This window comes from Lysobacter enzymogenes, assembly GCF_900106525.1.
Taxonomy (GTDB): Bacteria; Pseudomonadota; Gammaproteobacteria; order Xanthomonadales; family Xanthomonadaceae; genus Lysobacter; species Lysobacter enzymogenes.
Window position 1 is genome coordinate 640,580 of record NZ_FNOG01000002.1, and the last position, 25,781, is coordinate 666,360.

At 67.7% G+C, this 25,781-nt stretch carries 26 protein-coding genes, 1 pseudogene and 1 riboswitch; of the genes and pseudogenes, 12 read left to right on the plus strand and 15 right to left on the minus strand.

All coding sequences use genetic code 11. From position 1 onward, the window contains the following. The first annotated feature begins 2 nt into the window (after positions 1-2). The 6 genes from BLU84_RS06965 to dusB all read left to right on the plus strand — a co-directional run bounded on the left by BLU84_RS06965 (position 3) and on the right by dusB (position 6,322). A complete protein-coding gene (locus BLU84_RS06965) occupies positions 3-989 on the plus strand; it encodes a ribokinase (protein ID WP_074864364.1) in 987 nt (328 codons plus the stop codon). Between the two features lie 342 nt (positions 990-1,331). Continuing rightward, a complete protein-coding gene (locus tag BLU84_RS06970; RefSeq protein WP_074864366.1) occupies positions 1,332-3,452 on the plus strand; it encodes a TonB-dependent receptor in 2,121 nt (706 codons plus the stop codon). 25 nt (positions 3,453-3,477) lie between these two features. Next, positions 3,478-4,599: a PepSY-associated TM helix domain-containing protein gene (locus BLU84_RS06975; protein WP_074864368.1), complete on the plus strand. Its 1,122-nt coding sequence runs from the start codon at positions 3,478-3,480 to the stop codon at positions 4,597-4,599. Positions 4,600-4,639: 40 nt separating this feature from the next. Next, positions 4,640-4,756 carry a DUF6053 domain-containing protein gene (locus tag BLU84_RS28345; protein WP_425479333.1) on the plus strand — a complete coding sequence of 39 codons (117 nt, stop codon included), beginning with the start codon at positions 4,640-4,642 and terminating at the stop codon, positions 4,754-4,756. A 152-nt stretch (positions 4,757-4,908) separates the two neighbouring features. Next, the gene (locus tag BLU84_RS06980) at positions 4,909-5,247 is read left to right on the plus strand and encodes a YegP family protein (protein ID WP_074864370.1); all 339 of its coding nucleotides are present in this window, start codon (positions 4,909-4,911) and stop codon (positions 5,245-5,247) included. A 76-nt stretch (positions 5,248-5,323) separates the two neighbouring features. Further along, positions 5,324-6,322 (plus strand): tRNA dihydrouridine synthase DusB, encoded by a 999-nt coding sequence (gene dusB / locus BLU84_RS06985; protein WP_074864372.1) that lies wholly within the window; start codon positions 5,324-5,326, stop codon positions 6,320-6,322. Positions 6,323-6,444: 122 nt separating this feature from the next. On the opposite strand, the gene BLU84_RS27460 is transcribed toward dusB, so the two are convergent. The 3 genes from BLU84_RS27460 to BLU84_RS07000 form a co-directional block, all read right to left on the minus strand. Continuing rightward, positions 6,445-7,059: a PEGA domain-containing protein gene (locus BLU84_RS27460; protein WP_211664510.1), complete on the minus strand. Its 615-nt coding sequence runs from the start codon at positions 7,057-7,059 to the stop codon at positions 6,445-6,447. Positions 7,060-7,221: 162 nt separating this feature from the next. After that, on the minus strand, positions 7,222-7,713 hold the full coding sequence (locus BLU84_RS06995) for a PEGA domain-containing protein (RefSeq protein ID WP_074864376.1): 492 nt from the start codon (positions 7,711-7,713) through the stop codon (positions 7,222-7,224). A gap of 118 nt (positions 7,714-7,831) precedes the next feature. Next, the gene (locus BLU84_RS07000; RefSeq protein WP_083382382.1) at positions 7,832-8,953 is read right to left on the minus strand and encodes a metal-dependent hydrolase; all 1,122 of its coding nucleotides are present in this window, start codon (positions 8,951-8,953) and stop codon (positions 7,832-7,834) included. A 136-nt stretch (positions 8,954-9,089) separates the two neighbouring features. Here BLU84_RS07000 and BLU84_RS07005 point away from each other — a divergent pair, with 136 nt between their 5' ends. Both BLU84_RS07005 and BLU84_RS28350 read left to right on the plus strand, forming a co-directional pair. Continuing rightward, positions 9,090-9,785 (plus strand): aspartate/glutamate racemase family protein, encoded by a 696-nt coding sequence (locus BLU84_RS07005; RefSeq protein WP_074864377.1) that lies wholly within the window; start codon positions 9,090-9,092, stop codon positions 9,783-9,785. A gap of 131 nt (positions 9,786-9,916) precedes the next feature. Continuing rightward, positions 9,917-9,994, plus strand: a pseudogene (locus BLU84_RS28350) (DUF6053 domain-containing protein); the annotation flags it as partial. A 14-nt stretch (positions 9,995-10,008) separates the two neighbouring features. On the opposite strand, the gene BLU84_RS07010 reads toward BLU84_RS28350, so the two are convergent. Further along, entirely contained in the window at positions 10,009-10,842 is an 834-nt protein-coding gene (locus tag BLU84_RS07010) for a UDP-2,3-diacylglucosamine diphosphatase (protein ID WP_074864378.1), read from the minus strand. 21 nt (positions 10,843-10,863) lie between these two features. Beyond that, positions 10,864-12,597, minus strand: a complete 1,734-nt coding sequence (olsF, locus tag BLU84_RS07015) for a bifunctional ornithine lipid synthase OlsF (RefSeq protein ID WP_170849115.1) — start codon at positions 12,595-12,597, stop codon at positions 10,864-10,866. Between the two features lie 338 nt (positions 12,598-12,935). On the opposite strand from olsF, the gene metK reads away from it, so the two are divergent. Next, the gene (gene metK, locus BLU84_RS07020) at positions 12,936-14,159 is read left to right on the plus strand and encodes a methionine adenosyltransferase (RefSeq protein ID WP_074864380.1); all 1,224 of its coding nucleotides are present in this window, start codon (positions 12,936-12,938) and stop codon (positions 14,157-14,159) included. Between the two features lie 461 nt (positions 14,160-14,620). Next, positions 14,621-14,851: a DUF3955 domain-containing protein gene (locus tag BLU84_RS07025; RefSeq protein WP_074864382.1), complete on the plus strand. Its 231-nt coding sequence runs from the start codon at positions 14,621-14,623 to the stop codon at positions 14,849-14,851. A gap of 45 nt (positions 14,852-14,896) precedes the next feature. Here BLU84_RS07025 and BLU84_RS07030 read toward each other — a convergent pair whose 3' ends face one another. Next, positions 14,897-15,931 carry an NADP-dependent oxidoreductase gene (locus tag BLU84_RS07030; protein ID WP_074864384.1) on the minus strand — a complete coding sequence of 345 codons (1,035 nt, stop codon included), beginning with the start codon at positions 15,929-15,931 and terminating at the stop codon, positions 14,897-14,899. 115 nt (positions 15,932-16,046) lie between these two features. Further along, positions 16,047-16,649, minus strand: a complete 603-nt coding sequence (locus BLU84_RS07035; protein WP_074864386.1) for a TetR/AcrR family transcriptional regulator — start codon at positions 16,647-16,649, stop codon at positions 16,047-16,049. Positions 16,650-16,891: 242 nt separating this feature from the next. Between BLU84_RS07035 and BLU84_RS07040 the strand changes: the two genes are divergently transcribed. Then, a complete protein-coding gene (locus BLU84_RS07040; protein WP_074864388.1) occupies positions 16,892-17,575 on the plus strand; it encodes a hypothetical protein in 684 nt (227 codons plus the stop codon). Positions 17,576-17,671: 96 nt separating this feature from the next. On the opposite strand, the gene BLU84_RS07045 is transcribed toward BLU84_RS07040, so the two are convergent. Continuing rightward, complete coding sequence (locus tag BLU84_RS07045; RefSeq protein ID WP_083382383.1) at positions 17,672-20,257, minus strand: S9 family peptidase; 2,586 nt, start codon at positions 20,255-20,257, stop codon at positions 17,672-17,674. A gap of 261 nt (positions 20,258-20,518) precedes the next feature. Beyond that, positions 20,519-20,595: riboswitch (S-adenosyl-L-homocysteine riboswitch) on the plus strand. Between the two features lie 61 nt (positions 20,596-20,656). Between BLU84_RS07045 and ahcY the strand changes: the two genes are divergently transcribed. Beyond that, on the plus strand, positions 20,657-22,087 hold the full coding sequence (gene ahcY / locus BLU84_RS07050) for an adenosylhomocysteinase (RefSeq protein WP_074864389.1): 1,431 nt from the start codon (positions 20,657-20,659) through the stop codon (positions 22,085-22,087). Between the two features lie 229 nt (positions 22,088-22,316). On the opposite strand, the gene BLU84_RS26175 is transcribed toward ahcY, so the two are convergent. The 7 genes from BLU84_RS26175 to BLU84_RS26200 form a co-directional block, all read right to left on the minus strand. After that, a complete protein-coding gene (locus BLU84_RS26175) occupies positions 22,317-22,736 on the minus strand; it encodes a YbbD-related protein (RefSeq protein WP_139174738.1) in 420 nt (139 codons plus the stop codon). Positions 22,737-23,016: 280 nt separating this feature from the next. Further along, positions 23,017-23,418 (minus strand): hypothetical protein, encoded by a 402-nt coding sequence (locus BLU84_RS26180; protein ID WP_139174740.1) that lies wholly within the window; start codon positions 23,416-23,418, stop codon positions 23,017-23,019. 69 nt (positions 23,419-23,487) lie between these two features. Then, positions 23,488-23,748, minus strand: a complete 261-nt coding sequence (locus BLU84_RS26185) for a hypothetical protein (protein WP_139174742.1) — start codon at positions 23,746-23,748, stop codon at positions 23,488-23,490. A gap of 338 nt (positions 23,749-24,086) precedes the next feature. Then, positions 24,087-24,560: a hypothetical protein gene (locus BLU84_RS26190; RefSeq protein ID WP_139174744.1), complete on the minus strand. Its 474-nt coding sequence runs from the start codon at positions 24,558-24,560 to the stop codon at positions 24,087-24,089. Further along, positions 24,541-24,843, minus strand: coding sequence for a hypothetical protein (locus BLU84_RS26195; RefSeq protein WP_139174746.1), 303 nt, complete (start codon positions 24,841-24,843; stop codon positions 24,541-24,543). Before BLU84_RS26195 ends, BLU84_RS26190 begins: the two co-directional genes overlap by 20 nt. A gap of 144 nt (positions 24,844-24,987) precedes the next feature. After that, positions 24,988-25,212, minus strand: a complete 225-nt coding sequence (locus BLU84_RS28355) for an RHS repeat-associated core domain-containing protein (RefSeq protein ID WP_083382385.1) — start codon at positions 25,210-25,212, stop codon at positions 24,988-24,990. Positions 25,213-25,583: 371 nt separating this feature from the next. Then, positions 25,584-25,781 carry a hypothetical protein gene (locus tag BLU84_RS26200; protein ID WP_139174748.1) on the minus strand — a complete coding sequence of 66 codons (198 nt, stop codon included), beginning with the start codon at positions 25,779-25,781 and terminating at the stop codon, positions 25,584-25,586.

The window sequence follows — 25,781 nt, forward strand, 5'->3', positions numbered from 1 at the left end:
GCATGAGCGATTCCACTGCTTCGGCCGCGGGCCGCGTCGTCGTCGTCGGCTCGTTCAACGTCGACCATGTCTGGGCGCTGGCCGCGCTGCCGCGCCCGGGCGAGACCCTGGCCGGCACCTACCACACCGGTCCCGGCGGCAAGGGCTTCAACCAGGCCACCGCGGCGGCGCGCGCGGGCGCGGCGACCGCGTTCGTGTGCGCGCTGGGCGACGACGCCGGCGGCCAACTGGCACGCGCGCTCGCCGCCGGCGACGGCATCGACCTGCGCGCGCTGCAAAGCGCGCAGCCGACCGGCACCGCCGGCATCTACGTCGACGGCGAAGGCCGCAACACCATCGTGATCGGCCCCGGCGCCAACGCCGAGCTGTCGCCGGCCTTCGTCGGCGAACACGCGGCCGCGCTGGATGCGGCGCAGGTGGCGCTGGCGCAGTTGGAAACGCCGGACGAATCGGCGGTCGCCGCGTTCGCGCGCGCGCGCGATGCCGGCGGATCGACCCTGCTCAACCCGGCCCCGGCCGACGCCGTCGCCAGCGACGCGCTGTGGGCGCTGACCGACGTGGCCACGCCCAACGAAACCGAGTTCTGCGCGCAATTGCGCCGGCGCGGCGGCGCGGCGCTGGATCCCGACGCGCTGGCCGGCCTCGACGAGGCGACGCTGCACGCGCACTGCCGGCTGTTGCTGGCGCACGGCAGCGTGGTCATCACCCTGGGCAAGTCGGGCTGCTTCGTCTCGCACGCCGACGCCGCCCTGCGCGGCGATGCGCAAGCGTTCTATCGCGTCGACGCCGCGGCGGTGAAAGCGATCGACACCACCGGCGCCGGCGATGCCTTCAACGGCGCGCTGGCCGCCGCGCTGGCGCGCGCGCCGGGCGCCGCGTTCGTCGAACACGTGCGCTACGCGGTGCGCTTCGCCGGTCTGTCCACCGAGCGCACCGGCGCCGCTTCGGCGATGCCGCGCGACGCCGAAGTGCGGGCGCGGTTCGGCTGAGCGACCGGGCCGGGTACGGCTTGTCGCTTGTGCCGGACGTTTCGTCGCAGGTGAGTTGTCGCGGTCGCGGCTTGCGCCGCTCCTACAGGGGCTGCGGCCACCGCGCGATCTACCTGTAGGAGCGGCGCAAGCCGCGACTGCGGGGTGGCCGATCGCGTCGGAAGCCCCCGGGTGCCGGAAAGTTTTCCCATCCATTCGTCGAAGAGCTAAAGACCTGAAACAACTGGTGTTTTTCGCCGGATCGGGCCTTAGCCCCTACCCCACTTCGTCGGCAAGCCTTGATCTGAGAATGGTTCGCATTAACATGCGAGCCCTGTCGCAGTTCTCAGGCCGCCCGTCCCCATGCTCCGTCCCCAGCTTCTCGCCAGCGCCGTGCTGGCCGTCCTCGTCGCGCCCGTCGTCCAGGCCGAGGAGGCCAAGGATCTCGATCGCGTCACCGTCTCGGCCAGCACCAGCCGCATGCCCAATTCGGAAGCGGCGCTGGCCAACACCATCACCGTGATCGACGCCGAGCAGCTCAAGCAGCAGCTGGCGGTGACCCAGGACGTGTCGCAGATCCTCGCCAACCTGATCCCCTCGTTCTCGCCCTCGCGGCAGAAGCTGACCAACGCCGGCGAAACCCTGCGCGGGCGCAAGCCGCTGTACCTGGTCGACGGCGTGCCGCAGTCCACCCCGCTGCGCGAAGGCGGCCGCGACGGCCACACCATCGATCCGGCGATGATCGAGCGCATCGAGGTCATCCACGGCGCCAATGCGCTGCAGGGCCTGGGCGCCTCGGGCGGCATCATCAACATCATCACCAAGCGCGCTCCGCGCGAGGACGGCGCGGTCTTCCAGGACGTCAACATCGGCGTCAGCAGCGCGCTGCCGAACCAAAGCGACAGCGTCGGCTACCGCGCTTCCTACGTGTTCGGCACTCGCAGCGGCGACGTTGATTTCGTCGGCGGCGCTTCCTACGCTAGCGAAGGCCTGTTCTACGATGGCAACGGCCGCGCGATCGCGGTCAACGACATCCAGGGCGACCTGATGGACGCGCGCAGCTACAACCTGTTCGCCAAGGCCGGCTGGGACATCGACGCAGACAAGCGCCTGCAACTGACCGCCAACCGTTACGAATTGCGCGGCAACAACGACTACATCACCGTCAACGGCGACATCCGCACCGGCAAGCTCGCGACCTCCGCGCGCGGCAGCCGCGAGGGCCGCGGCGCGCAGAACCGCTCGACCTCGCTGGTGCTGGACTACACCGACAAGTCGCTGGCCGGCGGCTACCTCAACGCGCAGCTGTTCTGGGTCGACTTCAAGGGCCTGTACGGCGCCACCGACTGGGAAGACTTCTGGCGCGACGGCCGCGACCTGCACTGGTGGGACCAGTCGCAGAACGTCTCGGAAAAGATCGGCGGCAAGTTCAGCTGGTCGCGCGACAACCTGTTCGGCCAGCGCCTGCGCGCGACCTTCGGCCTGGACTGGAACCGCGACAAGACCTACCAGGAACTGGTCGCGGCCAAGCTCAAGTGGGTGCCGGAAACCCAATACGAATCCTGGTCGCCGTTCGTGCAGGCCGAGTGGTGGGTGGCCGACAAGATCATGCTGACCGCCGGCGTGCGCCACGAGCGCGGCGAGCTCAAGGTCGGCGATTTCACCACCATTCCGGCCAACGCCGGCGGCAGCCGCTTCGTCCGCGGCGGCACGCCCAAGACCCGCGAGACCCTGCCCAACTACGGCATCGTGTTCGAGGCCACCGATTCGCTGAAGTTCTACGCCTCCTATTCGGAGGGCTACACCGTGGCCGACATCGGCCGCGTGCTGCGCGGCATCACCACGCCGAACCAGAGCGTGGACAAGCTGGTCGACCTGTCGCCGGTGGTGTCGGACAACCGCGAAATCGGCGTGGACTTCGACAACGGCCGCTGGCTGGCGCATCTGGCCGCGTATTGGTCCGATTCCGACCTCGGCTCGCGCCTGCAGTTCGACCGCAACACCCAGAGCTATTTCGTCGTGCGCGAGCGCACCGAAATCCGCGGCCTCGAGGGCAACATCGCGTTCCAGTTCTCCGACGCCGGCCGCGTCGGCATGGGCTATGCGCGCGGCAAGGGCCGCTACGACAGCGACGGCGATGACCGCGTCGACAGCGACCTGCCCGGCGTCAACATCAGCCCCGACCGGGTCACCGCGTTCTGGGACCAGACCTGGAACGATCGCTTCTCGACCCGCCTGCAGGGCAGCCACGCGATCGACCGCGACTTCGACGCCAAGGGCGTGCGCGTGGCCAGCGCCGACGGCTACACCACGGTCGACCTGCAAGGCCGCTTCAAGCTGCCGCTGGGCCAGCTCAACGTCGGCATCGAGAACCTGTTCGACGAGCAGTACATCACCTACTACTCGCAGAGCACGCCGCGCAACGACACCTATGTGGCCGGACGCGGTCGCGTGTTCAACCTGAGCTGGTCGCACCGCTTCTGATCCCGTCCCCACCGCGCGCCGAGCCATGAACATCAGCCAGGCCCCTGCCGTACCGCCTAAACCCAAGCCGCGCCGCATGCGCGCGGCGTTGAAGGGGCTGCACCTGTGGCTGGGCCTGAGCCTGGGCACGGTGTTCGCGCTGGTCGCGCTGTCGGGCACGGTGCTGAGCTTCCAGCGCGAGCTGGGCCTGTGGGCGTATCCGCAGTTGCAGCGCGACGCCGACGTCGCCCCGGCGCAACGCGCGCAGGCGCTGGCGCGGATCGTCGCGCACTGGCAGGGCCAGGGCATGACCTCGCTGGATCTGCCCTCGGATCAGTTCCCGGTGTGGCAGGGCTATTTCCCCAACAACGAGCGGCGCTATTTCGACCCGGCCAGCGGCGAGCTGCTGCTGACCCGCAACACCGGCAACGACCTGATCCTGTGGCTGCGCGATTGGCATACGCATCTGTTGGCCGGCAAGAACGGCGAGCAGGTGCTCGGCGCCGTCGGCATCGGCGCGGTGTTCATGCTGCTCAGCGGCCTGTACCTGTGGTGGCCGCGCTGGTCGGCGCTGGCGGCGAGCCTGAAGTGGTATCGCGGCCCGCCGACGCGGCGCTGGCTGAGCTGGCACCGCGGCATCGGCCTGTGGCTGTTGCCGCTGACCCTGCTGGCCTCGCTCACCGGCACCGCGATGGTCTACGACGAAGTCGCGCGCAGCGCGTTGCGCGCGGCGCTTTCCGAAGCCAAGCCGCCCAAGCCGCCGACACTCGCCGCGCGCGCCGATGCCGCGCTCGACTGGGCCGCCGTGCTGCGCGCGGCCGACGCGGCGGTGGCGCCGGGCGGGCCGATGGCCGGCGCGCAACTGCGCCGCATCGGCCTGCCGAAGAAGGACAGCGGCCTGGTCACGATCCGCGCGCGCGCCGTCGGCGAGTGGCACCCGGTCGGGCGCAGCATGGTGTGGATCGATCCGTATCGCGGCGCGGTGCTGCGCACTCTGGATTCGACCCGGCAAGGCCCCGGCGCGCGCGCCTATGAGGCGATCTATCCGCTGCATGGCGGCTTCGTCGGCGGGCGGGTGTGGCAGGTGCTGATCGCACTGACCGGGTTGATGCCGCCGTTCCTGCTCGTCACCGGTTTCCTGTTCTGGCGACGCCGGCGCGGGCGCTGAGCCCGCCGCTCGCCCGCTGCCCCGGCGAGGCCCTGCTCTTGTGGGAGGGCCTTCAGGCCCGAGGCCTTTCGCTCGGATCGCCGCGATCTGGAACAAAAGCCTCGGGCCTGTAGGCCCTCCCACAAAAACCGCGGAATTTGTCCGCTTTCGCGCATAGCTTTCCGCCGCCGAAACATTTGTTGCGCCCGCGCATCCCCGCCCCCGCGTCCGGTCCGGCTTCACAACGCCGTTCTAAGGACGTGTACGCCTATGCGCGTGCCCAGCAACATCATCACCGCCGCGATGGCGGCGCCTAGGAGGGGAACGGACATGGCAGGCAAGTACGTCATCAGCAAGCAGAGCAACGGGCAGTACCACTTCGTGCTCAAGGCCGGCAACGGCCAGGTGATCCTCAGCAGCGAGAGCTACAAGCAGAAAGTCTCGGCGCTGGAGGGGATCGAGTCGGTGCGCAAGAACAGCCAGATCGACGCGCGCTACGTGCGCAAGCAGGCCGCCGACGGCCGCCTGTACTTCCTGCTCGACGCGAGCAACGGCCAGGCCATCGGCAACAGCCAGATGTACAAGGACGCCAGCGGCCGCGAGGGCGGCATCGCCTCGGTCAAGGAAAACGGGCCGTCGCTGAAGGTGGAAGACACCTCGGGGCCCTGAGCCGGCGTCCGCCCGCGCCGGCGCGCCCGGCGCCCGCCCCCGGCCCGTCGCGGCCGGGTGGCTTACAATGCGCGCCATGCGCATCGGCTCCCACACCCTCGCCCCCCGGGTGGTCCTCGCTCCGATGGCGGGCGTCACCGACAAACCGTTCCGGGTGCTGTGCAAGCGCCTGGGCGCCGGGCTGTGCGTGTCGGAGATGACCACCAGCGATCCGCGCTTCTGGTCCACGGCCAAGTCGCGCCACCGCATGGACCACGCCGGCGAGCCGGACCCGATCAGCGTGCAGATCGCCGGCACGGTGCCGCAGGTCATGGCCGAGGCGGCGCGCTACAACGTCGACCACGGCGCGCAGATCGTCGACATCAACATGGGCTGCCCGGCCAAGAAGGTCTGCAACGCCTGGGCCGGTTCGGCGCTGATGCGCGAGCCGGAACTGGTGGCGCGGATCCTGGAGTCGGTGGTCGCGGCGGTGGACGTGCCGGTCACGCTCAAGATCCGCACCGGCTGGGACCACGATCAACGCAACGCGCCGCTGATCGCGCGCATCGCCGAACAATCCGGCATCGCCGCGCTGGCCGTGCACGGGCGCACCCGCGACCAGCAATACACCGGCAGCGCCGAGTACGACACCATCGCCGCGATCAAGGCGCAGCTGTCGATTCCGGTGATCGCCAACGGCGACATCGATTCGCCGCGCAAGGCCGCGGCCGTGCTCGCCCACACCGGCTGCGACGCGGTCATGGTCGGGCGCGCGGCGCAGGGACGGCCGTGGATCTTCCGCGAGATCGCCCACTTCCTCGAACACGGCGAGGAACTGCCCGCGCCGCCGCTGGCGGAAGTGCGCGCGATCCTGCTCGGCCACCTCGAACACCTGCATGCGTTCTACGGCGAAGTCTCCGGCGTGCGCATCGCGCGCAAGCACCTGGGCTGGTACGCCAAGGACCGCCCTGAAAACGCCGCCTTCCGCGCCGTGGTCAACCGCGCCGAATCGGCCGAGCAGCAGTTGCGGCTGACCCGCGATTACTTCGACGCCTTGGTGGCCGGCGTGGCGCCGGAGTTGTCGGCGGCGGCCTGAGCGGCGCGGCGGCGGCTTCGCGCGCGGCGCCTATCGGTATTGGAACGGATCAGAACGACAGGACGCCGGCTTGCGCGCGGCGTCCCGGGCCGGGTCGTGCGACCCGGCGTGCGCAGGCTCGATCAGCCTTCGCCGGCAGCCGCAGGCGCGGCAGCGGCGGCGGTTTCGGCCACGTCGGCCTGCTTGGCTTCGGCCTTCTTCGCCTCGTCCTGCTTGGCCTCGGCTTTCTCGACCTTGCCGGCCTTGCTGCCCTTGTCCTTCTTCTTGCCCTGGGCCGCGTACTCCGCCGGGGTCTGCCCGCCGTCGGGCACGCCGGGGAAACTAGGCGCGACGCAGCCGGGCTCGCCGGCGACCAGGGTTACCGACAGCGGATTGGGCGTCAGGTCCTTGGTCGCGCCGGTGGCCGCGTCCACGCCCACGCCGATCAGGCCGCCGACCAGCACATTGCCGGCCATGCCGGCCGCGCCCGCGCCGGCGATCTGGCTGAGCACCTGGGTCACCACCGGCTGGTAGCCGGCCTTGCACACTTCCACCGTCAACGGATGCTTGCGCTTGAGCTTGAGCGTGCACGGCGTGGTGCAGCGCTCGCCGTTGGACAGCGACGCGGTCGCGCCCAGCGGCGCGCTGTCGATGGTCAGCGCCTGGGTCGAACCGCGGGTGATGGTGGCGCAGCCGGTGACGGCGAGAGACAAAACGATACCGATCGCCGGCGCGAGCCGGCGAGACATGTGACGCATGTGAAGCCCCCTGTAGAAATGCAGCCCTGTAGAGCGGGCCTTGTAGAAATACGGGCGTGGCCCGGCGGCTCCCCAGCCGCCGCGGTATCAAGCCACAGCCGCGCGCTTCATGCAATGCACGTCACAGTTTGTCCGTGCGGCCGCCGTCGCGCCGATACGAAGTTACTTCGCCGCCGCCTTCTTCTTGGTCCGCGCATATTCTTCCGGCGTCTGTCCGTCCTCGGGCACGGCCGGAAACTGCGGCGCGGTGCAACCGGGCGACTCTTCCACCAGCAGCACCGCCAACATGTTCGGGCTGAGGTCCTTGGCCGCGCCGCTGGCCGCGTCCACGCCGACCCCGATCAGGCCGCCGATCAGCGCGTTGCCGGCCATGCGCACCGCGCCGGCGCTGCCCAGTTCGCTGCGCACCAGGGTCTGGGCCTGGCGGTAGCCGGGCTTGCACAGCTCCACCGCGACCGGGTGCTTGCGCTTGAGCTTGAGCACGCACGGCGTGGCGCAGCGCTCGCCGTTGGACAGCGACACGGTGGCGCCGCCGGGCAGGCTGTCGATGGTCAGCGACTGGGTCGAGCCGCGGATGAAGGTGGCGCAGCCGCCGAGGCAGAGCGCGAGGACGACGACGGCCGCGAGCGCGATCCGGCGCGGGGACAGGGACATGGTCTACCTCGGAGGAGTCGGAAGCGCGGCCGTCCGGGGCCGCGGCGCGCCGATTATGCAGATTTGCATGACCGCCGGCATGGCCCGGCGGTCCTCGCCCGCCACATCGCATGCGCGCTCAGCGCATCGGTTCAGGCTCGCGGTGCGCGCCGAGCGGCTCGCCGCCGCGCGCGCGCAGCGCCGTGGCCCGCTGCAGCCGGCGCACGTCGGCGACCGTCTGCGCCACCGGCACCGGCGCCGGTTCGCGCCAGATCCGCTGCCACATCGCCGGCAGCCGCTCGGTCGCCTGCCACGGCCAGCGCAATTGCTCCGGCGCGATCTCGCGCCATTGCTCGCCCTCGCGCCGGGCCACGGCGAAGCGGAAGTTGTAGTCCGGCTCCATGCCCATGCGCAGGTCGCTCAGCACCAGCCGGCCGTCGCGCTCCTCGGCCTTCATGAAGCCGTGGTTGAACCATTGCAGCCGGTGCACCGCCGGATAGCCGCTGACCTGCGAATAGGCCAGCGCGTCGGAGGGATACAGGCGGAAGTGCATCGGCCCGCGGTCGGCGATCAGCGAGCGCTCGCCTTCGACGTAGCCGTCCGGGGTCATCGCTACCACCCGCCACAGCGCGGTGGTGAACGGCATCGGCACCGAGAAGCGCGGCGCGTTCTCCAGCCCCAGCGCGGCCAGTGCCGGCTGCGCGGCCGCCTCGACCCGCTGCTTGGCCCACAGCGAGCCGCCCAGGTACAGCGAGCTCAAGGCCAGGCCCAGCACCAGCGCCGGCTGCGCGCTGCGCGAGGCGCGCGCGAACCAGGCCCAGACGCAAGCGATCAGCAGCCACACGGTGTAGAGCGGGTCGATGATGAAGATGCTCGACCACATCGTCGGCCGCGCCGGCAGCGGCCACCACAGCTGGGTGCCGTAGACGGTGAAGGCGTCGAGCAGGGGATGGGTCAGCAGCGCGGCCTGCATCGCCCAGAACCAGCGCCGCGGCGATTGCGCCACGCGCCCGCCGCGGCCGCGGCACCAGCCCCAGATCGCCCAGGCCACGAACGGCAGCACCAGCAGCGAATGGCTGAGGCTGCGGTGCCAGGTCATGCGCGCGACCGGGTCGTCGGTGAGCAGGTTGACCGGGATGACGTCCAGGTCCGGCAAGGTGCCCAGCGCCGCGCCGGCCAGCAGGGCCGCGCGGCGGTGTTGCGCAGGAGCGATGGCGGCGCTCAGCGCGGCGCCGAGCACGATTTGAGTCAGAGAATCCATTAGCGGAATGCTAGCGGGGCCGGCGCGCGCAAGGTGTTTGTTTTTCGTTGCCGGCGCCGCGCGCGCGCACTTGCGCGACCGCGCCGGCGCACGCATGTTGCCGGCAGGCGGCGTCCGCCGCGCGTTTGGAGCCCGCATGTCCTCTGCCCTGCCGCTCGGCATCGTCGCCTGTTCTTCGGAAGGCGCGGCGCTGTGCTATCGAACCGTTTGCGCCGAAGCCGCGGCCCTGCTCGGCCCGCATGCGCACCCCGAGATCGCCCTGCACGGCCACTCGCTGGCCGACTACGTCGCGTGCCTGGAGCGCGGCGACCTCGACGGCGTCGGCGAACTGATGCTGTCCTCGGCGCGCAAGCTCGAACGCGCCGGCGCCAGGCTGCTGATCTGCCCAGACAACACCATCCACCAGGCGATGGACTACGTGCGGCCGCGCTCGCCGCTGCCGTGGCTGCACATCGCCGAAGTGGTGGCGAACGAGGCGCGCGCCCGCGGCTTGCGCCGGATCGGGCTGACCGGCACGCAGTGGCTGGTGGAGAGCGAGGTGTATCCGCGCCAGCTCGCGGCGCTGGGGCTGGACTACGTGCGGCCCAGCGCCGAGCAGCGCGCGCGGATCGGGCGGCTGATCATGGACGAGCTCGTCTATGGCGTGTTCAAGCCCGAGACCGTCGCGTACTTCCAGGGCGTGATCGAAGACCTCAAGGCGCAAGGTTGCGATGCGGTGGTGCTGGGCTGCACCGAGATTCCGCTGATCATCGACGACGGCAATTCGGCGCTGCCGACGCTGGATTCGACCCGGTTGCTGGCGCGGGCGGCGTTGCGGGCGTCGGTCGGCTGAGGCGGGAGGGGTTTGGGCTCCGATGCTCTCGGCTCGGATCGCTTCGTCGGATCGGATCGAAAAGCGTCGGGCCTGAAGGCCCTCCCACAGGTAAGACCTGCCCATAACAAGGGCAGCGGGCCCAGCTTGTTGTGGGAGGGGCTTCAGCCCCGACGCTTTCGGCTCAGGTCGCCATACAGCGCTTCGGCAAGGAAGGCATCGGGCCCGAAGGCCCTGCCACGCCTCACGCCGCGTGCGGCATCCCGACCTCGCGCGGCAGCGCCCTGGGCGCGCGCGGCGGCAGCACGGCGCGGGTTTCGCCGGTGTGGGTCACCAGGCGCAAGGTGCCGTCGGTGTCCTCGACCAGCGCGGTCAGGCTCTCGACCCAGTCGCCGTCGTTGGCGTAGACGCAGCCCTCGCGCTCGAACAGCGAGGCGCGGTGGATATGCCCGCAGACGATGCCGTCGAGCCCGCGCTTGCGCGCGTCGTCGAGCCCGGCCTGGACGAAGCGCGAGATATAGCGCTCGGCCGCACCGCTCTGGCGCTTGAGGAAATCGGCCAGCGACCAATAGCGCTTGCCGAACCGGCGCCGCACCTGGTTGGTGAGCTTGTTGCCGGTGAGGATGCGGTCGTACAGCCAGTCGCCGAACTTCTCCTGCATGCCGCCGAACTGGGTGATCGCGTCGTAGTCGTCGCCGTGGGTCACCAGCAGGCGGCGGCCGTCGGCGGTGAGGTGGATGGCGCGGCGGCGCACCTGCATGCGCGGCAAGGTCAGCCCGCAGAAGCGGCGGATCGAGCGGTCGTGGTTGCCCGGCACGTAGATCAGCTCGGTGCCGGCGCGGGCCAGCGCGTGCAGCGCCTCGACCACCCGGTACTGCGCCGAGCCCCAGGCCGCGCGCCGCTGCGCCATCCACCACAGGTCGACGATGTCGCCGACCAGGTAGAGCTTGTCGCAGCGCAGCCCCTGCAGGAAGTCGGCGAACTCCGCCGCATGGCAGTGCTTGGAGCCCAGATGCACGTCGGAGACGAAGACGGCGCGGCGGCGTAACGGCAACGGCACGATCGAGGCGGGGCTCATGGCACGGTCTCGTGGGCGGGGTCAGGTGTCCGGCGCGTGGGCCTGGGCCGGGGCGGCCGCGCGCGCGCCGCCGAGATAGCGCTCGCGCTTCTTCGGCCGTAGCTGCTGCAGGTCCACTTCGATCAGGCCATCGACCGCGTCGCTGAAGGCGGGGTCCACGCCGAAGGCGAGGAAGCGCGCGCCGCCGGGCTCGCACAGGTCGGTGTACTGCTTGTAGAGCATCGGCACCGAGCTGCCGAGCGCGTCGAGGTTGTCCTTGAGCACGCGGAACGCAGTGGCGGCGTCGAGTTCGTCGAACTGCGGCGGCGCGGCGCGGTACACGAACGGCTGCTTGGAGAACGCGTCGGAATCCAGGTTGCCGTAGTAGCGCGCGTAGTAGGCGACGATCTGCTCGCGCGCGTCGGCCGGCAGCGCCGAGCTGATCGAGACCGGGCCGAACAGGTAGCGCACGCCGGGATTGCGGATCAGGTAGGCGCCGATGCCCTGCCACAGATAATCGATGCTGCGGCTGTTCCAGTATTCCGGCGCGACGAAGCTGCGCCCGAGCTCCATGCCCTGCGCCAGCCGCGGCACCATGTCGTCGGCGTAGCGGAACAAGGACGCGGTGTAGAGGCCGGCCAGGCCGCGCTCGGCGATCACCCGGCTGCCGCGCGCGATGCGGTAGGCGCCGGCGATCCTCGCCTCGGCCTCGTCCCACAGCACGATGTGCTCGTACCAGCTGTCGTAGATGTCCACGTCCAGGCGCTGGCCGGTGCCCTCGCCGACCGCGCGGAAGGTCGACTCGCGCAGACGGCCGATCTCGCGCAGCAGCGGCGAACCCGGGCGCAGGGTGCCGACCCGGATCTGCTTGCCGTCGGTGGTCCGGCCCAGCGAATCCATCGCCTCGACCCCGGCGCGCACGTGCTCCGGATCGACCGGATCGATCAACGGCTCCGGGCCGACCGGCGCGGCGCGCTCGCGCGCGGTGCCGATCGCGTACAGCTCGGAGCGGATCTCGCGCAGCAGGTGCTGGGACTCGCCCTGCGCCGGCAGATGCAGCGGCCGGCCGATGCGCAGCGCGATCCGGCGCGCGCGGCGGGCGAACATCTCGCGCGCCAGCAAGGCGGTGCCGGCCGGCTTGAACAGGGCCGAGGCGCCGTAGAACAACGCCGAATTGCGCGCCTCGATCCGCACCGGCAGCACCGGCGCGTCGGTCTTGCGGGCGAAGCGCAGGAAACCGCGCTGCCAGCGCCCGTCGGTGACCCCGCGCAGGCCCAGCCGGGCGACTTCGCCGGCCGGGAACACGATCACGCATTGTTCTTCGTTCAACGCCGCTTCGATCGCGTGCAGGCTTTCGGCGCTGGGCCGGCCGCCGAGAATGCGCACCGGCAGCAGCAGGCCCTGCAAGCCGTCCAGGGCCAGCAGCAGGTCGTTGGCGACGATCTTCACGTCGCGCCGCACCTGGCCGACCGCATCGAGCAGGGCCAGCGCGTCGACCGCGCCGGAGGGATGGTTGGCGACGATCAGCAGGCGCCCGCTGCGCGGAATGCGCTGCAGTTCGGCCTGATCGACCAGATACCGCGCCTGGACGAAATCCAGCGAAGCGGTGACGAAGTCGAAATCGCGCAGGTGGCGGGTTTCGCCGAGAAATTGGTCGATGTGGTCGAATTTCGACCAGCGGCCGATGGTTCGGATCAGGGGTCGGGTCAGCGCGGCCCGGCGTCCGCGGAACCATTGCGGAAAGCGTTCTTCCAATCGGCGTTCGAAGTGCAGCATCGGTGTCGTCGCATCGAGGGGCGGCGGTATGCCGCGCAGCCTGAGCCGGCGCAGCGACAGCCGCATGGCGGTTTCGGGTCAGTGCGATGACAGCCCTGACCCGGCGGGAACGCGGCGTTCCGGGAGGGCGACTGAAGCGTCGGCGTGCCCTCCTGGCGCGCGCCGACAGCTTCCCATGCGCCCCCGCATCCAGCCTCCCCCCAAAGTCTGGACCCGCTCCAGCGTTCAGGAGCCGCTTAACGCCCAGACAACCCCTCGGGAAGGCACAATGCGCGCAAGCGGCCGAGCCTGTACAATGCTCGGCCATCTTTCTATCCGAATCGAAGGATATTGCCTCGATGTCCAGCTATCTGTTCACCTCCGAATCCGTCTCCGAAGGCCATCCGGACAAGATCGCCGACCAGATCTCCGACGCCGTGCTCGACGCGATCCTGGCCCAGGACAAGCGCGCGCGCGTGGCTTGCGAGACGCTGGTGAAGACCGGCGCGGCCATCGTCGCCGGCGAAGTCACCACCACCGCGTGGGTGGACATCGAAGCGCTGGCGCGCAAGGTCATCAACGACATCGGCTACAACAATTCCAATGTCGGCTTCGACGGCCACACCTGCGCGATCATCAACATGCTCGGCAAGCAGTCGCCCGACATCGCCGCCGGCGTCGACCGCAAGAAGCCGGAAGAACAAGGCGCGGGCGACCAGGGCCTGATGTTCGGCTACGCCTGCAACGAAGCGCCGGAATTCATGCCGGCGCCGATCTACTACTCGCACCGCCTGGTCGAGCAGCAGGCCAAGATCCGCAAGCAGAAGAACTCCAAGCTGCCGTGGCTGCGCCCGGACGCGAAGTCGCAGGTCACCCTGCGCTACGACGACAAGCACCAGGTCGCCGGCCTCGACGCGGTGGTCCTGTCGACCCAGCACGACCCGGGCATCAAGCAGAAGGATCTGGTCGAGGGCGTGTACGAGCACATCCTCAAGCCGGTGCTGCCGAAGGCGTGGCTCGAGAAGCTGCCGAAGAACAAGGTGCACATCAACCCGACCGGCATCTTCGTGATCGGCGGCCCGGTCGGCGACTGCGGCCTGACCGGCCGCAAGATCATCGTCGACAGCTACGGCGGCATGGCCCGTCACGGCGGCGGCGCGTTCTCGGGCAAGGATCCGTCCAAGGTCGACCGTTCGGCCGCCTACGCCGCGCGCTACGTGGCCAAGAACATCGTCGCCGCCGGCCTGGCCGACCGCTGCGAAGTGCAGGTCTCCTACGCCATCGGCGTGGCCGAGCCGACCTCGATCTCGGTCACCACCTTCGGCACCGGCAAGATCGGCGACGACAAGATCGAGAAGCTGATCCGCAAGCACTTCGACCTGCGCCCCTACGGCATCGTCAAGATGCTCGACCTGATCCACCCGGTCTACCAGCTGACCGCCGCTTACGGCCACTTCGGCCGCAAGCCGAAGGAAGTCAGCTACGTCGACGGCGCCGGCAAGAAGCAGACCGCCACCGCCTTCTCGTGGGAAAAGACCGACAAGGCCGAGGATCTGCGCAAGGACGCCGGGCTGAAGAAGTAAGCCCGCACGTCGTAGCGCAAAGCGAAAAAGGGCCGCGAAAGCGGCCCTTTTTCTATGGCGGCGGCTTCAGTCCCCACGCTTGAGGAATCGGGTCCCGGCGATCCGCGACAGACGCATCGGGCCTGAAGGCTCGCGCGCAGCAACCCACCGCTACGGCAAGCGCCGAAGTCCCTGTGGGAGGGCCTTCAGGCCCGACGCTCTTGCCTCCGAAGCCGCATAGCGGTCCGATCCGAAAGCCCCGCATCGAAAGCCGCTACCACTGCGATGCCCGCAACACCGCAACGCGACCCAAGCCGGACAAACCGCCGCACCCACACGCCGAACCGCAAGCAACCGCCGCGACCGGCCTCACACCCGCTTCATTCCCGCCGCACCCACGCCCGCCAGCCTGGGCCGGTCGCGATCCACGACCCGGCGCATCCGCGCGACCGGGCGCTGCGGTCGCGGCCCGCAGGTCGACCATGTCCCGATTCGCTTCCCTGCCCGGCCTGTCCGCGCTGTGCTTCGCGCTGGCCGCCGTGTGCGCGCTGGCCTACCACGCGATCGGCGCGCAGATCGATGCCGACGGTTTTCTGCGCGAACCGTTCGGGCTGATTCCGATCGGCTGGCTCTTCGCCGTATCCGGCGCGCTGCTGGCGATCGCCGCCGGCGCGCGCGCCTGGCGGCAGCGCCGACGCGCGCGTCGCAGCTGAGCGCACAGGCCGGCGCGGCATCGCACGCCGCGCCGGCCGGGCGCCTCAGTCCTCGCCGACCCGCACCACCAGCTTGCCGAAGTTGTGGCCCTGCAACAGGCCGATGAACGCTTGCGGCGCGTTTTCCAGGCCGTCGACGCGGTCCTCGCGCAGCTTCACTTCGCCGCGCTCGACCCACGCCCCCATCTCGCGGCGGAACGCGTCGAAACGCTCGCCGTAGTGGTCGAGGATGATGAAGCCCTGCACGCGGATGCGCTTTTGCAGGATCGCCGACATCAGCTGCGGCACCCGGTCCGGGCCGGCCGGCGCGGTCTTGTCGTTGTAGTGGGCGATGATGCCGCACACCGGCACGCGCGCGCCGATGTTGAGCAGCGGCAGCACCGCGTCGAACACTTCGCCGCCGACGTTTTCGAAGTAGACGTCGATGCCGTCCGCGCAGGCCTGCGCGAGCTGCTCGGCGAACTGCGGATCGCGCCGGTCCAGGCACACATCGAAGCCGAGCTCGTCGAGCGCGTAGCGGCGCTTGTCTTCGCCGCCGACGATGCCGACCACGCGCGCGCCGCGCAGCTTGGCGATCTGTCCGACCGCGGCGCCGACCGCGCCGGTGGCCGCGGCCACCACCACGGTTTCGCCCGGCTTGGGCTGGCCGATGTCGAGCAGGCCCAGGTGCGCGGTGAAGCCGGGCATGCCCAGGCCGCCGAGCGCGTGCGAGGGTTCGGCTATGTCGCCCAGCGCGATCAGGTCGCTGCCGTCGGACAGCGCATAGTCCTGCCAGCCGGCGTTGCCGAGCACCAGGTCGCCGGCCTTGAAGCCCGGATGGCGCGAGGCGACCACGCGATTGACCGTGCCGCCGACCATGACCTCGCCCAGCGGCACCGCCGGCGCGTAGACCGGGCCGACTTCGTCCATCAGGTTGCGCATGTACGGATCCAACGAGAGATACAGCGTGCGCAGCAGCACCTGGCCTTCGCCGGGCTCGGGCATGGGCGTGGTTTCCAGGCGCACGTCCTGCGGCGTCGGCAGCCCCTGCGGGTGGGCGGCGAGGACGAAGCGACGGTTGACGGCGGCGGTCTGCGGCATGGGACGGATTCCTTGGGTGGAGGTGGGTGGTCGGTTCGGCCGATCAATTAGACCGGTCGTCTAGCAACGGGGCGAAAGAAAGGGCGGACGCGCCGGGCGCGCCCGCCCTCGGGGTTCAGTCTTGCGCGGGCAGCCCCAGCAGTAGCCGGGTCGTGCTCATCGCGCGGTCCATCGATGCGCTGCTGCGCTGGACCTTGGCCAGCAGGCTGGCGCCGATCCAACTCTGGTACAGGGTCTGCGCCGCGGTCTGCGGGTCGGGCGCGGCGGCCAGCGAGCCGTCGTCGCGGCCGCGCTCGATGCACTGGGCGAGCCGGGCGATCACCGCGCCGGTGCCGCGATCCAGCGCCGCGCGCATGGGCTCGGACAGGTCGCAGACCTCGGCGCCGAGCTTGACCACCAGGCAGCGGCCGTCCGGGTCGGAACCGGTCTGCGCTTCGCGCCAATCGTCGAAGTAGGCGATCAGGCGCTGCGCGCCGCTGCCGGGCTGCGCCATCAGCGCATCGACATGGCGCAGATAGTCGGAGAAATAGGCCTCCAGGACGGCCTCGCCGAAGGCCTCCTTGGAGCCGAAGTAGTGATAGAACGAGCCCTTGGGCACCCGCGCCGCCGACAGCACCTCGGCCAGGCCGACCCCGGTGAAGCCCTTGCGCAGCATCAGCGGGTAGGCGATGTCGAGGATGTGCTTGCGCACGTCGTGGGTGGCGGGAGCGGCGTTCATGGGCGCTACTGTACGGACCATTAGACCGGTCGTCTAGTGACGAAACTCACCTCGTCGGCCTGCGTGCTCGGCGGCCGATTCGCCCGCCGGCACCGGTGCCGGCCAAGCCGCCGGAGGCCCGCCGCTGCGCTGGCGAACCGCAGCGGCGCACCAGCGCATTCATCCGCACCGCTATGCTCTGCGCACCGCGCCGTCCCCCGCCGGCGTCCGGCCATCACCGCACTACGACGAGGTGCCCCGCCATGCGCAACGCCCCGCACACCGCAAGACGATTCGGCCTGAGCCTGCTGCTGGCGCTCGGTCTCGCGACCGCCGCCCAGGCCCAGACCATCGGCTACAACATCCGCACCGGCGATGTCTGGGTCGACACCCGCCTGGGCGAGATCAATGACTACGGCCGCCGCTACCGCGATCCCTTCGTCGAGGAAATGACCGGCTACTACGGCGCGCCGCGCTCGCTGGTCGACGAACTGCTCGACCGCCGCCGCTGGGCGCCAGGGGATGTCTACTACGCCTGCGCCCTGGCCCGCTCGCTCGGCCGCCCCTGCCTGGACGTGGTGCGCGAGTACGACCGCCACCCCGGCCAGGGCTGGGGCGCGGTGGCCCAGCGCATGGGCATCAAGCCCGGCTCGCCCGCCTTCCACGCGCTCAAGCGCGGCGCGGTGCAGACCTACGACCATTGGGGCTATCCGATCCGCGTCGACCAGAGCGTGCGGGTGAACTGGGCCGAGCACGGCCCGGGCCACGGCAAGGGCCACGGCAAGAACAAGAACAAGAGCCACGGCGGCCCGAAGCGCCACGACGACGACGATTGGCGGGACGACGGCGGCAAGGGGCACGGCAAGGGCCGCGGCCACGGTAACGGCGGCGGCAACGGCAAGGGACATGGCAACGGCAAGGGTCTCGGCAACGGCAAAGACCACTGACGCCGTTGCCGCGCGCGTACGCTCGGCATCGCCAAGACGCAACGCAAAACGCCGGCCCGAAGGCCGGCGTTTTGCGTTTGCGACAACCCGCAGCGCTTACTTCGCCGCCTTCGTCCCCTGCCCCGCCGCTTCGGGCTTGGCGTTCTTGACGTAGGTCTCCAGCCAGCGGTTGGTCTCGGCCAGCAGGTGCAGGATCGATTCGCGCGCGCGGTAGCCGTGGCTCTCGTTGGGCAGCATCACCAGCCGCGCCTTGCCGCCCAGGCCCTTGATCGCCGCGTACATGCGCTCGCTCTGGATCGGGAAGGTGCCGGAGTTGTTGTCCTGCTCGCCGTGGATCAGCAGCAGCGGATCCTTGATCTTGTCGGCGAAGTTGAACGGCGACATCGCCTCGTACGTCGGCTGCGCCTGCCAATAGTTGCGCTCCTCGGCCTGGAAGCCGAACGGCGTCAAGGTGCGGTTGTAGGCGCCGCTGCGGGCGATGCCGGCCTTGAACAGACGCGTGTGCGCGAGCAGGTTGGCGGTCATGAACGCGCCGTAGGAATGGCCGCTGACCGCGATGCGGTTGCGGTCGGCGACGCCGCGCCGCACCACTTCGTCCACCGCCGCCTGGGCGCTGGCGGTGAGCTGCTGGATGTAGGTGTCGTTGGGCTCGCGCTCGCCTTCGCCGACGATCGGCATGGTCGGGTTGTCGAGCACCGCGTAGCCCATCGCCAGGTACGGCAGCGGGCCCCAGTAGCTGACCGCGTTGAACTCGTACGGCGAGCCGATCACCTGGCTGGCCGCGTCGGCGCTCTTGAACTCGGCCGGATAGGCGTACATCAGCATCGGCAGCGGGCCGTCGCGCTTGGCGTCGTAGTCCGGCGGCAGGTACAGGTTGGCGGTGAGTTCGACGCCGTCGTTGCGCTTGTAGCGGATCAGTTCCTTCTTGATGTCGCGCAGCTGCGGAGTCGGATGCGGGAAGTGGGTCAACGCCACCGGCGCGGCGTCGCCGCCGAGTTCGCGCCGCTGCAGGTTGGCCGGCTCGGTCGGCGATTCGCGCAGGGTCAGCAGGCCCTTGGCCGCGTCGTCGAGCACCGCCACCGGCCGCTCGAAATACGGCGCCTGCGAATGGAACAGGCGGGTGCGGCGCTTGTCGGACAGGTCCAGCCGGTCGAGGAACGGACGATCGCCCTCGGCCGAGGCGCCATCGCCGATGTAGTACAGGCTGTTGCCGTCGGCGCCGGTCAGCAGGCGCTCGCCGCCGGCCGCGTCCATCACCGTCATCGGCGTGCCCGGGTCGTTGTAGCGGTCTTCGCTGCTGCCTTCGCGAAGCAGTTCGGGCGCGCGATCGCCTCGATCGGGCGCGATCCGCCACTGCCGCACCTGTCGGCTCTTCCACCAGAACTCGTCGATCAGCGCCAGCTCGCCGCTGCCCCAATGCGCGCCTTCGAAACGCGCGGCCAGCCGCGCCAGCGTCTGCGGCGGCTTGTCGAACGGCGCGGCCTGCATGAACACCGCGTCGCGGATCTCGGCCGCGCGCGCCGGGTCGCCGCCGTCCTGCGCTTCGGCCCACACCAGCGTGGCCGGCGCGTCGGCGCGCCACTGCACTTCGCGCGGGCCGGTCGGCACGGCGTCGTTGCCGGTCGGCAGGCCGTCCACCAGCGGCAGGCGCGCGACTTCGTATTCGAAGCGGCCGCCGGCATCGAGCACCTCGACCCGGCGCGCGAACATCGACGCCGGCACCAGGTACGAGAACGGCCGTTCCAGCCGCGTGGTCAGCACATGGCGGCCGTCGGGCGAGGCCGACACGCCCATGAACAGATCCGACGCGCCGAACTTGGCGGTCTGGCCGGCCAGGTCCACCGTCGCCAGCTGCGTGCGCAGGTAATAGGCGAACAGGCGCGCGTCGCTCTCGTTGCGCAGCAGATCCTGATACGTGCGGATCTGGCGCACGCCGCCACCGGCCTGGGTTTCCTGCACCGCCGGGCCGGCGGGCACGGCGACCGCGGACGGCGCCTCGCCCTGGCCTTCGGGCTGCAGCCGCACCAGCAGGCGGCGGCTGTCGGGCATCCAGTCGTAGCCGCGGCCGACCACGGTGTTGAGGTTGGCGACGAGCTTGCGCGCGCGCCGGGTTTCCAGTTCCACCAGCCACAGCTCGTTGGCGCCGCTGGCGGCGTCGACGCGGTTGAACGCGAGCCAGCGCTGGTCGGGCGACCACTGCAGCGTCGCCAGCGACAGCGGCGAAGGTAGGCCGTCGATCTGCACGGTCTTGCCGCTGGCGATCTGCAGCAGCTCCAGGCCGCTGCCGAAGCTGAAGCGGCTGGCCGCGCGCACGCGCGGGTGGATGCGCAGGCCGGCGAGCTTGAGCTCGGGTTGGGCGACCACATCGATGCCCGGCAGCGACGGCGTGCTCACCATCGCCATCAGGTCGCGGCGCGGGCTCAGCGCCAATTGCGGCCGGCGCGGCGCGTCGACGATGGCCTGCAGCGGCTTGGGCGGCAGTTGATAGCCCTCGCCCCAGGCGCTCGCGGCGGCGGCCGGCGCGGCGGCCGCGGCTTTGCCGGACGAGGCCGCCGGCGCGGCCTGCGCCGACAGGCTCAGCGCCAATGCGGCCGGCAGCAGCAGGCGCGCGATCAGCGCGACTTGCGGAGCGCGCGGCGGCGCGGGAAGGCGGCGGTCGGAACGGCGCGCGGGCGGCTTCATGCAGATCGGTCCTCGGATGCGGAGAAATACGGAGCGCAGCGCCGCGCGCCCGCCCGCCCGCGTCGCGGCCGGCGGCGATGCGCGGCCGCGCTCCCCGCCCCGAGCTTAGCCGGCCCGCGCGGCCGCGCGCCTATGCCGTTGGGGCTGGTTGGCAGGCCGCGTGTGTCGACGCGCATCGCACCCTGCGGCGGCCGCCGCGTTCAGTCTCGCGCTGCCCCGCCTTGGGGCCGCCGCGGGGGCCGCGATATACTGCGCGCTCAGCCCGCCGAGGGGCGCTGCGACCGTGACGGACACGGCCAGGCTCGGCGAGGCGCAGGTCCCAACGGCGCCCGGTTTGAGTCTTCGCGACTCGCCGGACCCGGCATCCCGCCGGCTCCCCCCGCACTGGAGCTAATCCGAATGAACGCTGTACCCAAGACCTTCTCGACCGAAGGCGATTACAAGGTCGCCGATATCTCCTTGGCCGACTGGGGCCGCAAGGAAATCGACATCGCCGAGCACGAAATGCCGGGCCTGATGTCGATCCGCAAGAAGTACGCCGCCGCGCAGTCGCTCAAGGGCGTGCGCGTGACCGGCTCGCTGCACATGACCATCCAGACCGCGGTGCTGATCGAGACCCTGCGCGACCTCGGCGCCGACGTGCGCTGGGCCTCGTGCAACATCTTCTCGACCCAGGACCACGCCGCCGCGGCGATCGCCGCCAGCGGCACCCCGGTGTTCGCCTGGAAGGGCGAGTCGCTGGAGGAATACTGGGACTGCACCCTGGCCGCGCTGAGCTTCCCCAACGGCCAGGGCCCGGAGCTGGTCGTCGACGACGGCGGCGACGTGACCCTGCTGATCCACAAGGGCTATGAGCTCGAAAACGGCGACGGCTGGGTCAACACCCCGTCGGGCAACCACGAAGAGCAGGTCATCAAGAACCTGCTCAAGCGCGTCCACGCCGAGCGCCCGGGCTTCTGGCACGAAGTGGTCAAGCACTGGAAGGGCGTCTCGGAAGAGACCACCACCGGCGTGCACCGTCTGTACCAGCTGGCCGAAGCCGGCTCGCTGCTGATCCCGGCGATCAACGTCAACGACTCGGTCACCAAGAGCAAGTTCGACAACCTCTACGGCTGCCGCGAGTCGCTGGCCGACGGCCTCAAGCGCGCGATGGACGTGATGCTGGCCGGCAAGGTCGCGGTGGTGTGCGGCTACGGCGACGTCGGCAAGGGCTCGGCCCACTCGCTGCGCGCCTACGGCGCCCGCGTCGTGGTCACCGAAATCGACCCCATCAACGCCCTGCAGGCGGCGATGGAAGGCTTCGAAGTCAACACCGTCGAAAGCACCCTGGGCCGCGGCGACATCTACGTCACCACCACCGGCAACAAGGACGTGCTGACGCTCGAGCACATGTCGAAGATGAAGGACCAGGCCATCGTCTGCAACATCGGCCACTTCGACAACGAGATCCAGGTCGACGCGCTCAACGCGTCGGGCGCCAAGCGCCTGAACATCAAGCCGCAGGTCGACAAGTACACCTTCGCCAACGGCAACTCGATTTTCCTGCTGGCCGAAGGCCGCCTGGTCAACCTCGGCTGCGCCACCGGCCACCCGAGCTTCGTGATGTCGAACTCGTTCTCCAACCAGACCCTGGCCCAGATCGACCTGTGGGCGAACAAGGACACCTACGAGCCGAAGGTCTACATCCTGCCGAAGAAGCTCGACGAAGAAGTCGCGCGCCTGCACCTGGAAAAGATCGGCGTGAAGCTCACCACCCTGACCGACGACCAGGCCAAGTACCTGGGCGTGGCGGTGGAAGGTCCGTATAAGCCGGATCATTACCGCTACTGATCGGGTCGCCTTCGGGCGATAAGCTGTAAATGAAAACGGGCGCCTTCGGGCGCCCGTTTTTTTGTCTCGGAGTAATGCCGTTATGAAACAGCCAACTGCGAGCGGCCGTCTTCGTCTCCACGCGCGACAGGAGCCGTATGTCGCCCCAGCGGCGCTCGCGCCGAGTTCCCCCACGCGTCGCGCCGCTTCCGCCGGGCGACTCGAATCCTGTCACCGCCTGCCTTAGGTTTTACTGCCATACAAAAAAGTTGCAAATAGCTTCGTCTTTGCTGCAGAGAAAGACCCAGTTCGTCGAACCTGATGCATAGGAGCGCGGCTCATACCCATCGCCAAGCATCTTTTTCATGGAGGCACTGTCCGCTTCGACCTTAGACAGCGCCCCGTTGTACGGAGCCAGCCTAGACAAGAATGGAGCGTAATCTTGCTTACTGAAACTAAAGCTTCCGCGCCCAGCCGATATCTCAACCGATGTGGACACCTTTAGTTTGCGGGTAGACGCCGGAAGCAAATCTGGCAGCCACCCCTTTTCAAACACCCGGCTCGCCCTTGCATCACCCACCGAGTTGTAGCTGTCACTTTTTTCCATACACCCTGACAGCAGCGTTGCGGCAAGCAGAAAGCTCGCCCCTTTACTGATCAACTTACCCATAGCCTCGTCCTTTACGGCAGGTATATCGGGTTTATACCTTTAACAATGTATACCGAACATTGTTGCTGACAAGAGCCGCCATCAGACGCCGCGTTTCGGCCGTAAGCATTCGCAGCTTCATCCGCCAAACGATCCTCGCTATGCCAATTCGTCATCTCTTGCAAGTTTTTACGAGCTTCGGCCACCGCACACGCGGCAAGTTCACCAGCTAAGCAGCGCTACTGGCGACTCGCGAAGCCACGCCCAAGACAGACGTTCTCCATCGCCCGCCCGCGATTTATCAGCAGGACTTGCCGGCCACTCCTACATGATTCTTAACGAAAGGTGGCCGTCTCCCAAGCGCCAAGCCGACCAACAATAGCAATGAAACCAATCCGATCAACTTGAACCCGAAAGGATATCGAATCAAGTCAAACGTAATACCCGCCAAAAAACACGATGAGAAAAATTTGACCAGAGGCGCTGCAACTAGCCTCACTCGAACGCCGATGGCACTTCCAACGGCAAACAAGGCCAAGGGAAACGACACCAAAAAACCCGCCCCTAAAAAAATAAACGCACCCCCGTCGGACTGCAGCGCCCAGTTCGCAACGCCAAGCCCAAACGCAACCGAAAAGAAACCACAGGAAATAATCGAAAAAAGCGCCACCGCAGCTAGAAATAACTTGATCATGGCAGTCACTTAAAGATCAGGACTCTGCAAGACTATCCAATTGCCCTATGAGTAAGCAGGCGAAGTAACCAGCGCCGATCAATCATAGCCAAGAGGAAACCAGATGCCCCGGCTGGTGATAACCCCCATGTTCGGCACTACATGAGACTGGTCCAATTCCGACAGCTTAACGTCCTCATGAAAGTTTAGAACAACGAAATCATTGCCATCAAATACCTTGCTTCGGAGCAACCCAATCGCGTCGCTATAATCATGCGCGGTCACTCCACACCCAATATTAAGAGAAGTGGGCTGTGAAAACATCTCAAACTTAAACCAATAGCACTTCAACTCAGCCATCTTTCGCCTCGTTGGCTCGAATCTCATTACCGGCCCAATACTGAGATTTCCAACACCAGGAATAATTCCATGGCTTGGATCTATCCCAGGAGGCTTCGCCTCAAGCCCCTCGAAATGCCTGATGCTAGAGGGAAGCACAAAATAATCAATATCACTTCCGGCGCGTCTCGCACCTCTGGCTGCGCCGTCGACCTTGAACTGAGTCAGGCGGCAAGGTCGTTGTAGACGTACTGCTTGGCGGTACCTCCGACGCTGGTGGTGTTTTGCCGACGCCATCCGCTCTGGGCCCCGGCCCCGATGATGCTCAATCGGGAGGCGTTAGTGCATCAATACTTTATTTATCCAAGCAGTAGAGCCATAGCAATCACTAACACAAGTATTGAGCCAACCGAGTCCACCACTTTTTTTGATACAACCGATAAAACTGGCAATGCAATCATCAGCGACTGCTGTATTTTCAACGCCCTTCTAAGCAGGTAGTCGACAGCCAACTGCTCCGTCGACTGCAACCCTTGTGAAGATGAAAGGATGAAGTAGCCGCCGAACACGCCCCATGACATCGCCAGCAAAAAAGCGAACGTAGCGAACACGCAAATAGTTCTTCCAAATCCAAAGCCCTTCGAATCTATCCAGCAGATCAATCTTGCCGCCACATAGCCCACCAACACGAGATAGGCAGATAGAGCTCCCGCCAGAAGCACAAAGAACTGGGATTTCACCTCTCCCAAAGGCCATATCGATACGACGATTGAAACGATCATCGCCAGCAGCGCTACAAGCCAACACCTGCCTTCACTCAAACGGAAGACCATTGGCCGACTCCGTGATCATAAGCCCAGCATCGTAACGAAGATTCGGATTGGATGCCTTCACCGCCGCCACATAGCTAACAAGCTGATCGGCAGAAATGGTATCTACTGGCGACCAACTTTCGAATATTTTTTCGTAGATCTTCTTCGCCTCATCATCATATCCATCGCACATCCCTCGCTTGCTTGATTTTGTGCACGGGATTGAGCCAACCCCGGATGGATCGCCATCCAAATAATTCAGACCCCTGTCAAACTGCTTGGCGCCACCAGGCAAGGGACTCATCAGAAATGCCTTAAAGCCCCTTAACCTACCGCTCACCGGACCATAGAATCTCACTAAGAATCGGACTTGCCCTCGAAACTCTCCGCCAAGAAATCTCCTAGCCCGGACATCCATCAGCCCCAGGGGATCAATAGTATTTAGCGGCTACGCATTAGCGTAGACAAAAGTATCAACCCCGCCATTCAGACCAATCGGATCACTTTTAATGTATCGACCAGCGGCCGAATCGCAGTCGCGAAAGTAGTTGTAGACCAACCCGCTGGCGGAATCGCATCGCCGCCCCGGGAGCCGCATATCGAACACGAACTTCGTGCTGTCGAGATCCGGATCTTCATTCGGCGGTGTGTTGCCGAACGCTTCGCTCTCGATGCTCCATGCTCACATCGCCTTGCTGCGGCTCGGGTCGACTACAATCCTCGGCGCGCCCAAATGATCAGGCTCAATGCAGTACGGCTTCTGTGTCGTCTCGGCTCCTTGAATTACGCCGACCGGCAAGTCGTCCATCCAAACGACAATGCAGCGCAGTGCCTGCATTGTCTTACTCGCCCAGCCAACTGCCGTCTTAGGCGTACTACAAATGCCGGATGCTGGTTTCTTGTAAAGGCGTGCTTGCTGCCTCAGGCCGTTGTAGGCGTAGCTTTCATCTTCAGCGCACCATCGACCTTGAACTGGACCAAGCGATCCAATGTGAAGCGGCAACACGCATCAGCGCGCCGAATCCAACTACGTGCCTACCGCCCTCATAGGCGCCATACAATGCCGATTAAAGCAATAGACAGTATCTGGGACGAAATCACCAGCACAATCATATTTCTTCGAAAAATCGCTGCCGCAATCCCGCCGGCAACCAAACAACACGCCAGCGCCCCCATGGTAATCGCCAATAGGATATCGGCATTGATTTGGGAAGAAATCTTCAATGCCAGCGTGTAGCTCAA

Coding starts and splice junctions, on each gene's coding strand:
- BLU84_RS06965 (WP_074864364.1), top strand. CDS start 3: ATGAGCGATTCCACTGCTTCGGCCGCGGGCCGCGTCGTCGTCGTCGGC.
- BLU84_RS06970 (WP_074864366.1), top strand. CDS start 1,332: ATGCTCCGTCCCCAGCTTCTCGCCAGCGCCGTGCTGGCCGTCCTCGTC.
- BLU84_RS06975 (WP_074864368.1), top strand. CDS start 3,478: ATGAACATCAGCCAGGCCCCTGCCGTACCGCCTAAACCCAAGCCGCGC.
- BLU84_RS06980 (WP_074864370.1), top strand. CDS start 4,909: ATGGCAGGCAAGTACGTCATCAGCAAGCAGAGCAACGGGCAGTACCAC.
- dusB (WP_074864372.1), top strand. CDS start 5,324: ATGCGCATCGGCTCCCACACCCTCGCCCCCCGGGTGGTCCTCGCTCCG.
- BLU84_RS27460 (WP_211664510.1), bottom strand. CDS start 7,059: ATGCGTCACATGTCTCGCCGGCTCGCGCCGGCGATCGGTATCGTTTTG.
- BLU84_RS06995 (WP_074864376.1), bottom strand. CDS start 7,713: ATGTCCCTGTCCCCGCGCCGGATCGCGCTCGCGGCCGTCGTCGTCCTC.
- BLU84_RS07000 (WP_083382382.1), bottom strand. CDS start 8,953: ATGGATTCTCTGACTCAAATCGTGCTCGGCGCCGCGCTGAGCGCCGCC.
- BLU84_RS07005 (WP_074864377.1), top strand. CDS start 9,090: ATGTCCTCTGCCCTGCCGCTCGGCATCGTCGCCTGTTCTTCGGAAGGC.
- BLU84_RS07010 (WP_074864378.1), bottom strand. CDS start 10,842: ATGAGCCCCGCCTCGATCGTGCCGTTGCCGTTACGCCGCCGCGCCGTC.
- olsF (WP_170849115.1), bottom strand. CDS start 12,597: ATGCTGCACTTCGAACGCCGATTGGAAGAACGCTTTCCGCAATGGTTC.
- metK (WP_074864380.1), top strand. CDS start 12,936: ATGTCCAGCTATCTGTTCACCTCCGAATCCGTCTCCGAAGGCCATCCG.
- BLU84_RS07025 (WP_074864382.1), top strand. CDS start 14,621: ATGTCCCGATTCGCTTCCCTGCCCGGCCTGTCCGCGCTGTGCTTCGCG.
- BLU84_RS07030 (WP_074864384.1), bottom strand. CDS start 15,931: ATGCCGCAGACCGCCGCCGTCAACCGTCGCTTCGTCCTCGCCGCCCAC.
- BLU84_RS07035 (WP_074864386.1), bottom strand. CDS start 16,649: ATGAACGCCGCTCCCGCCACCCACGACGTGCGCAAGCACATCCTCGAC.
- BLU84_RS07040 (WP_074864388.1), top strand. CDS start 16,892: ATGCGCAACGCCCCGCACACCGCAAGACGATTCGGCCTGAGCCTGCTG.
- BLU84_RS07045 (WP_083382383.1), bottom strand. CDS start 20,257: ATGAAGCCGCCCGCGCGCCGTTCCGACCGCCGCCTTCCCGCGCCGCCG.
- ahcY (WP_074864389.1), top strand. CDS start 20,657: ATGAACGCTGTACCCAAGACCTTCTCGACCGAAGGCGATTACAAGGTC.
- BLU84_RS26175 (WP_139174738.1), bottom strand. CDS start 22,736: ATGGGTAAGTTGATCAGTAAAGGGGCGAGCTTTCTGCTTGCCGCAACG.
- BLU84_RS26185 (WP_139174742.1), bottom strand. CDS start 23,748: ATGGCTGAGTTGAAGTGCTATTGGTTTAAGTTTGAGATGTTTTCACAG.
- BLU84_RS26190 (WP_139174744.1), bottom strand. CDS start 24,560: ATGGTCTTCCGTTTGAGTGAAGGCAGGTGTTGGCTTGTAGCGCTGCTG.
- BLU84_RS26195 (WP_139174746.1), bottom strand. CDS start 24,843: ATGAGTCCCTTGCCTGGTGGCGCCAAGCAGTTTGACAGGGGTCTGAAT.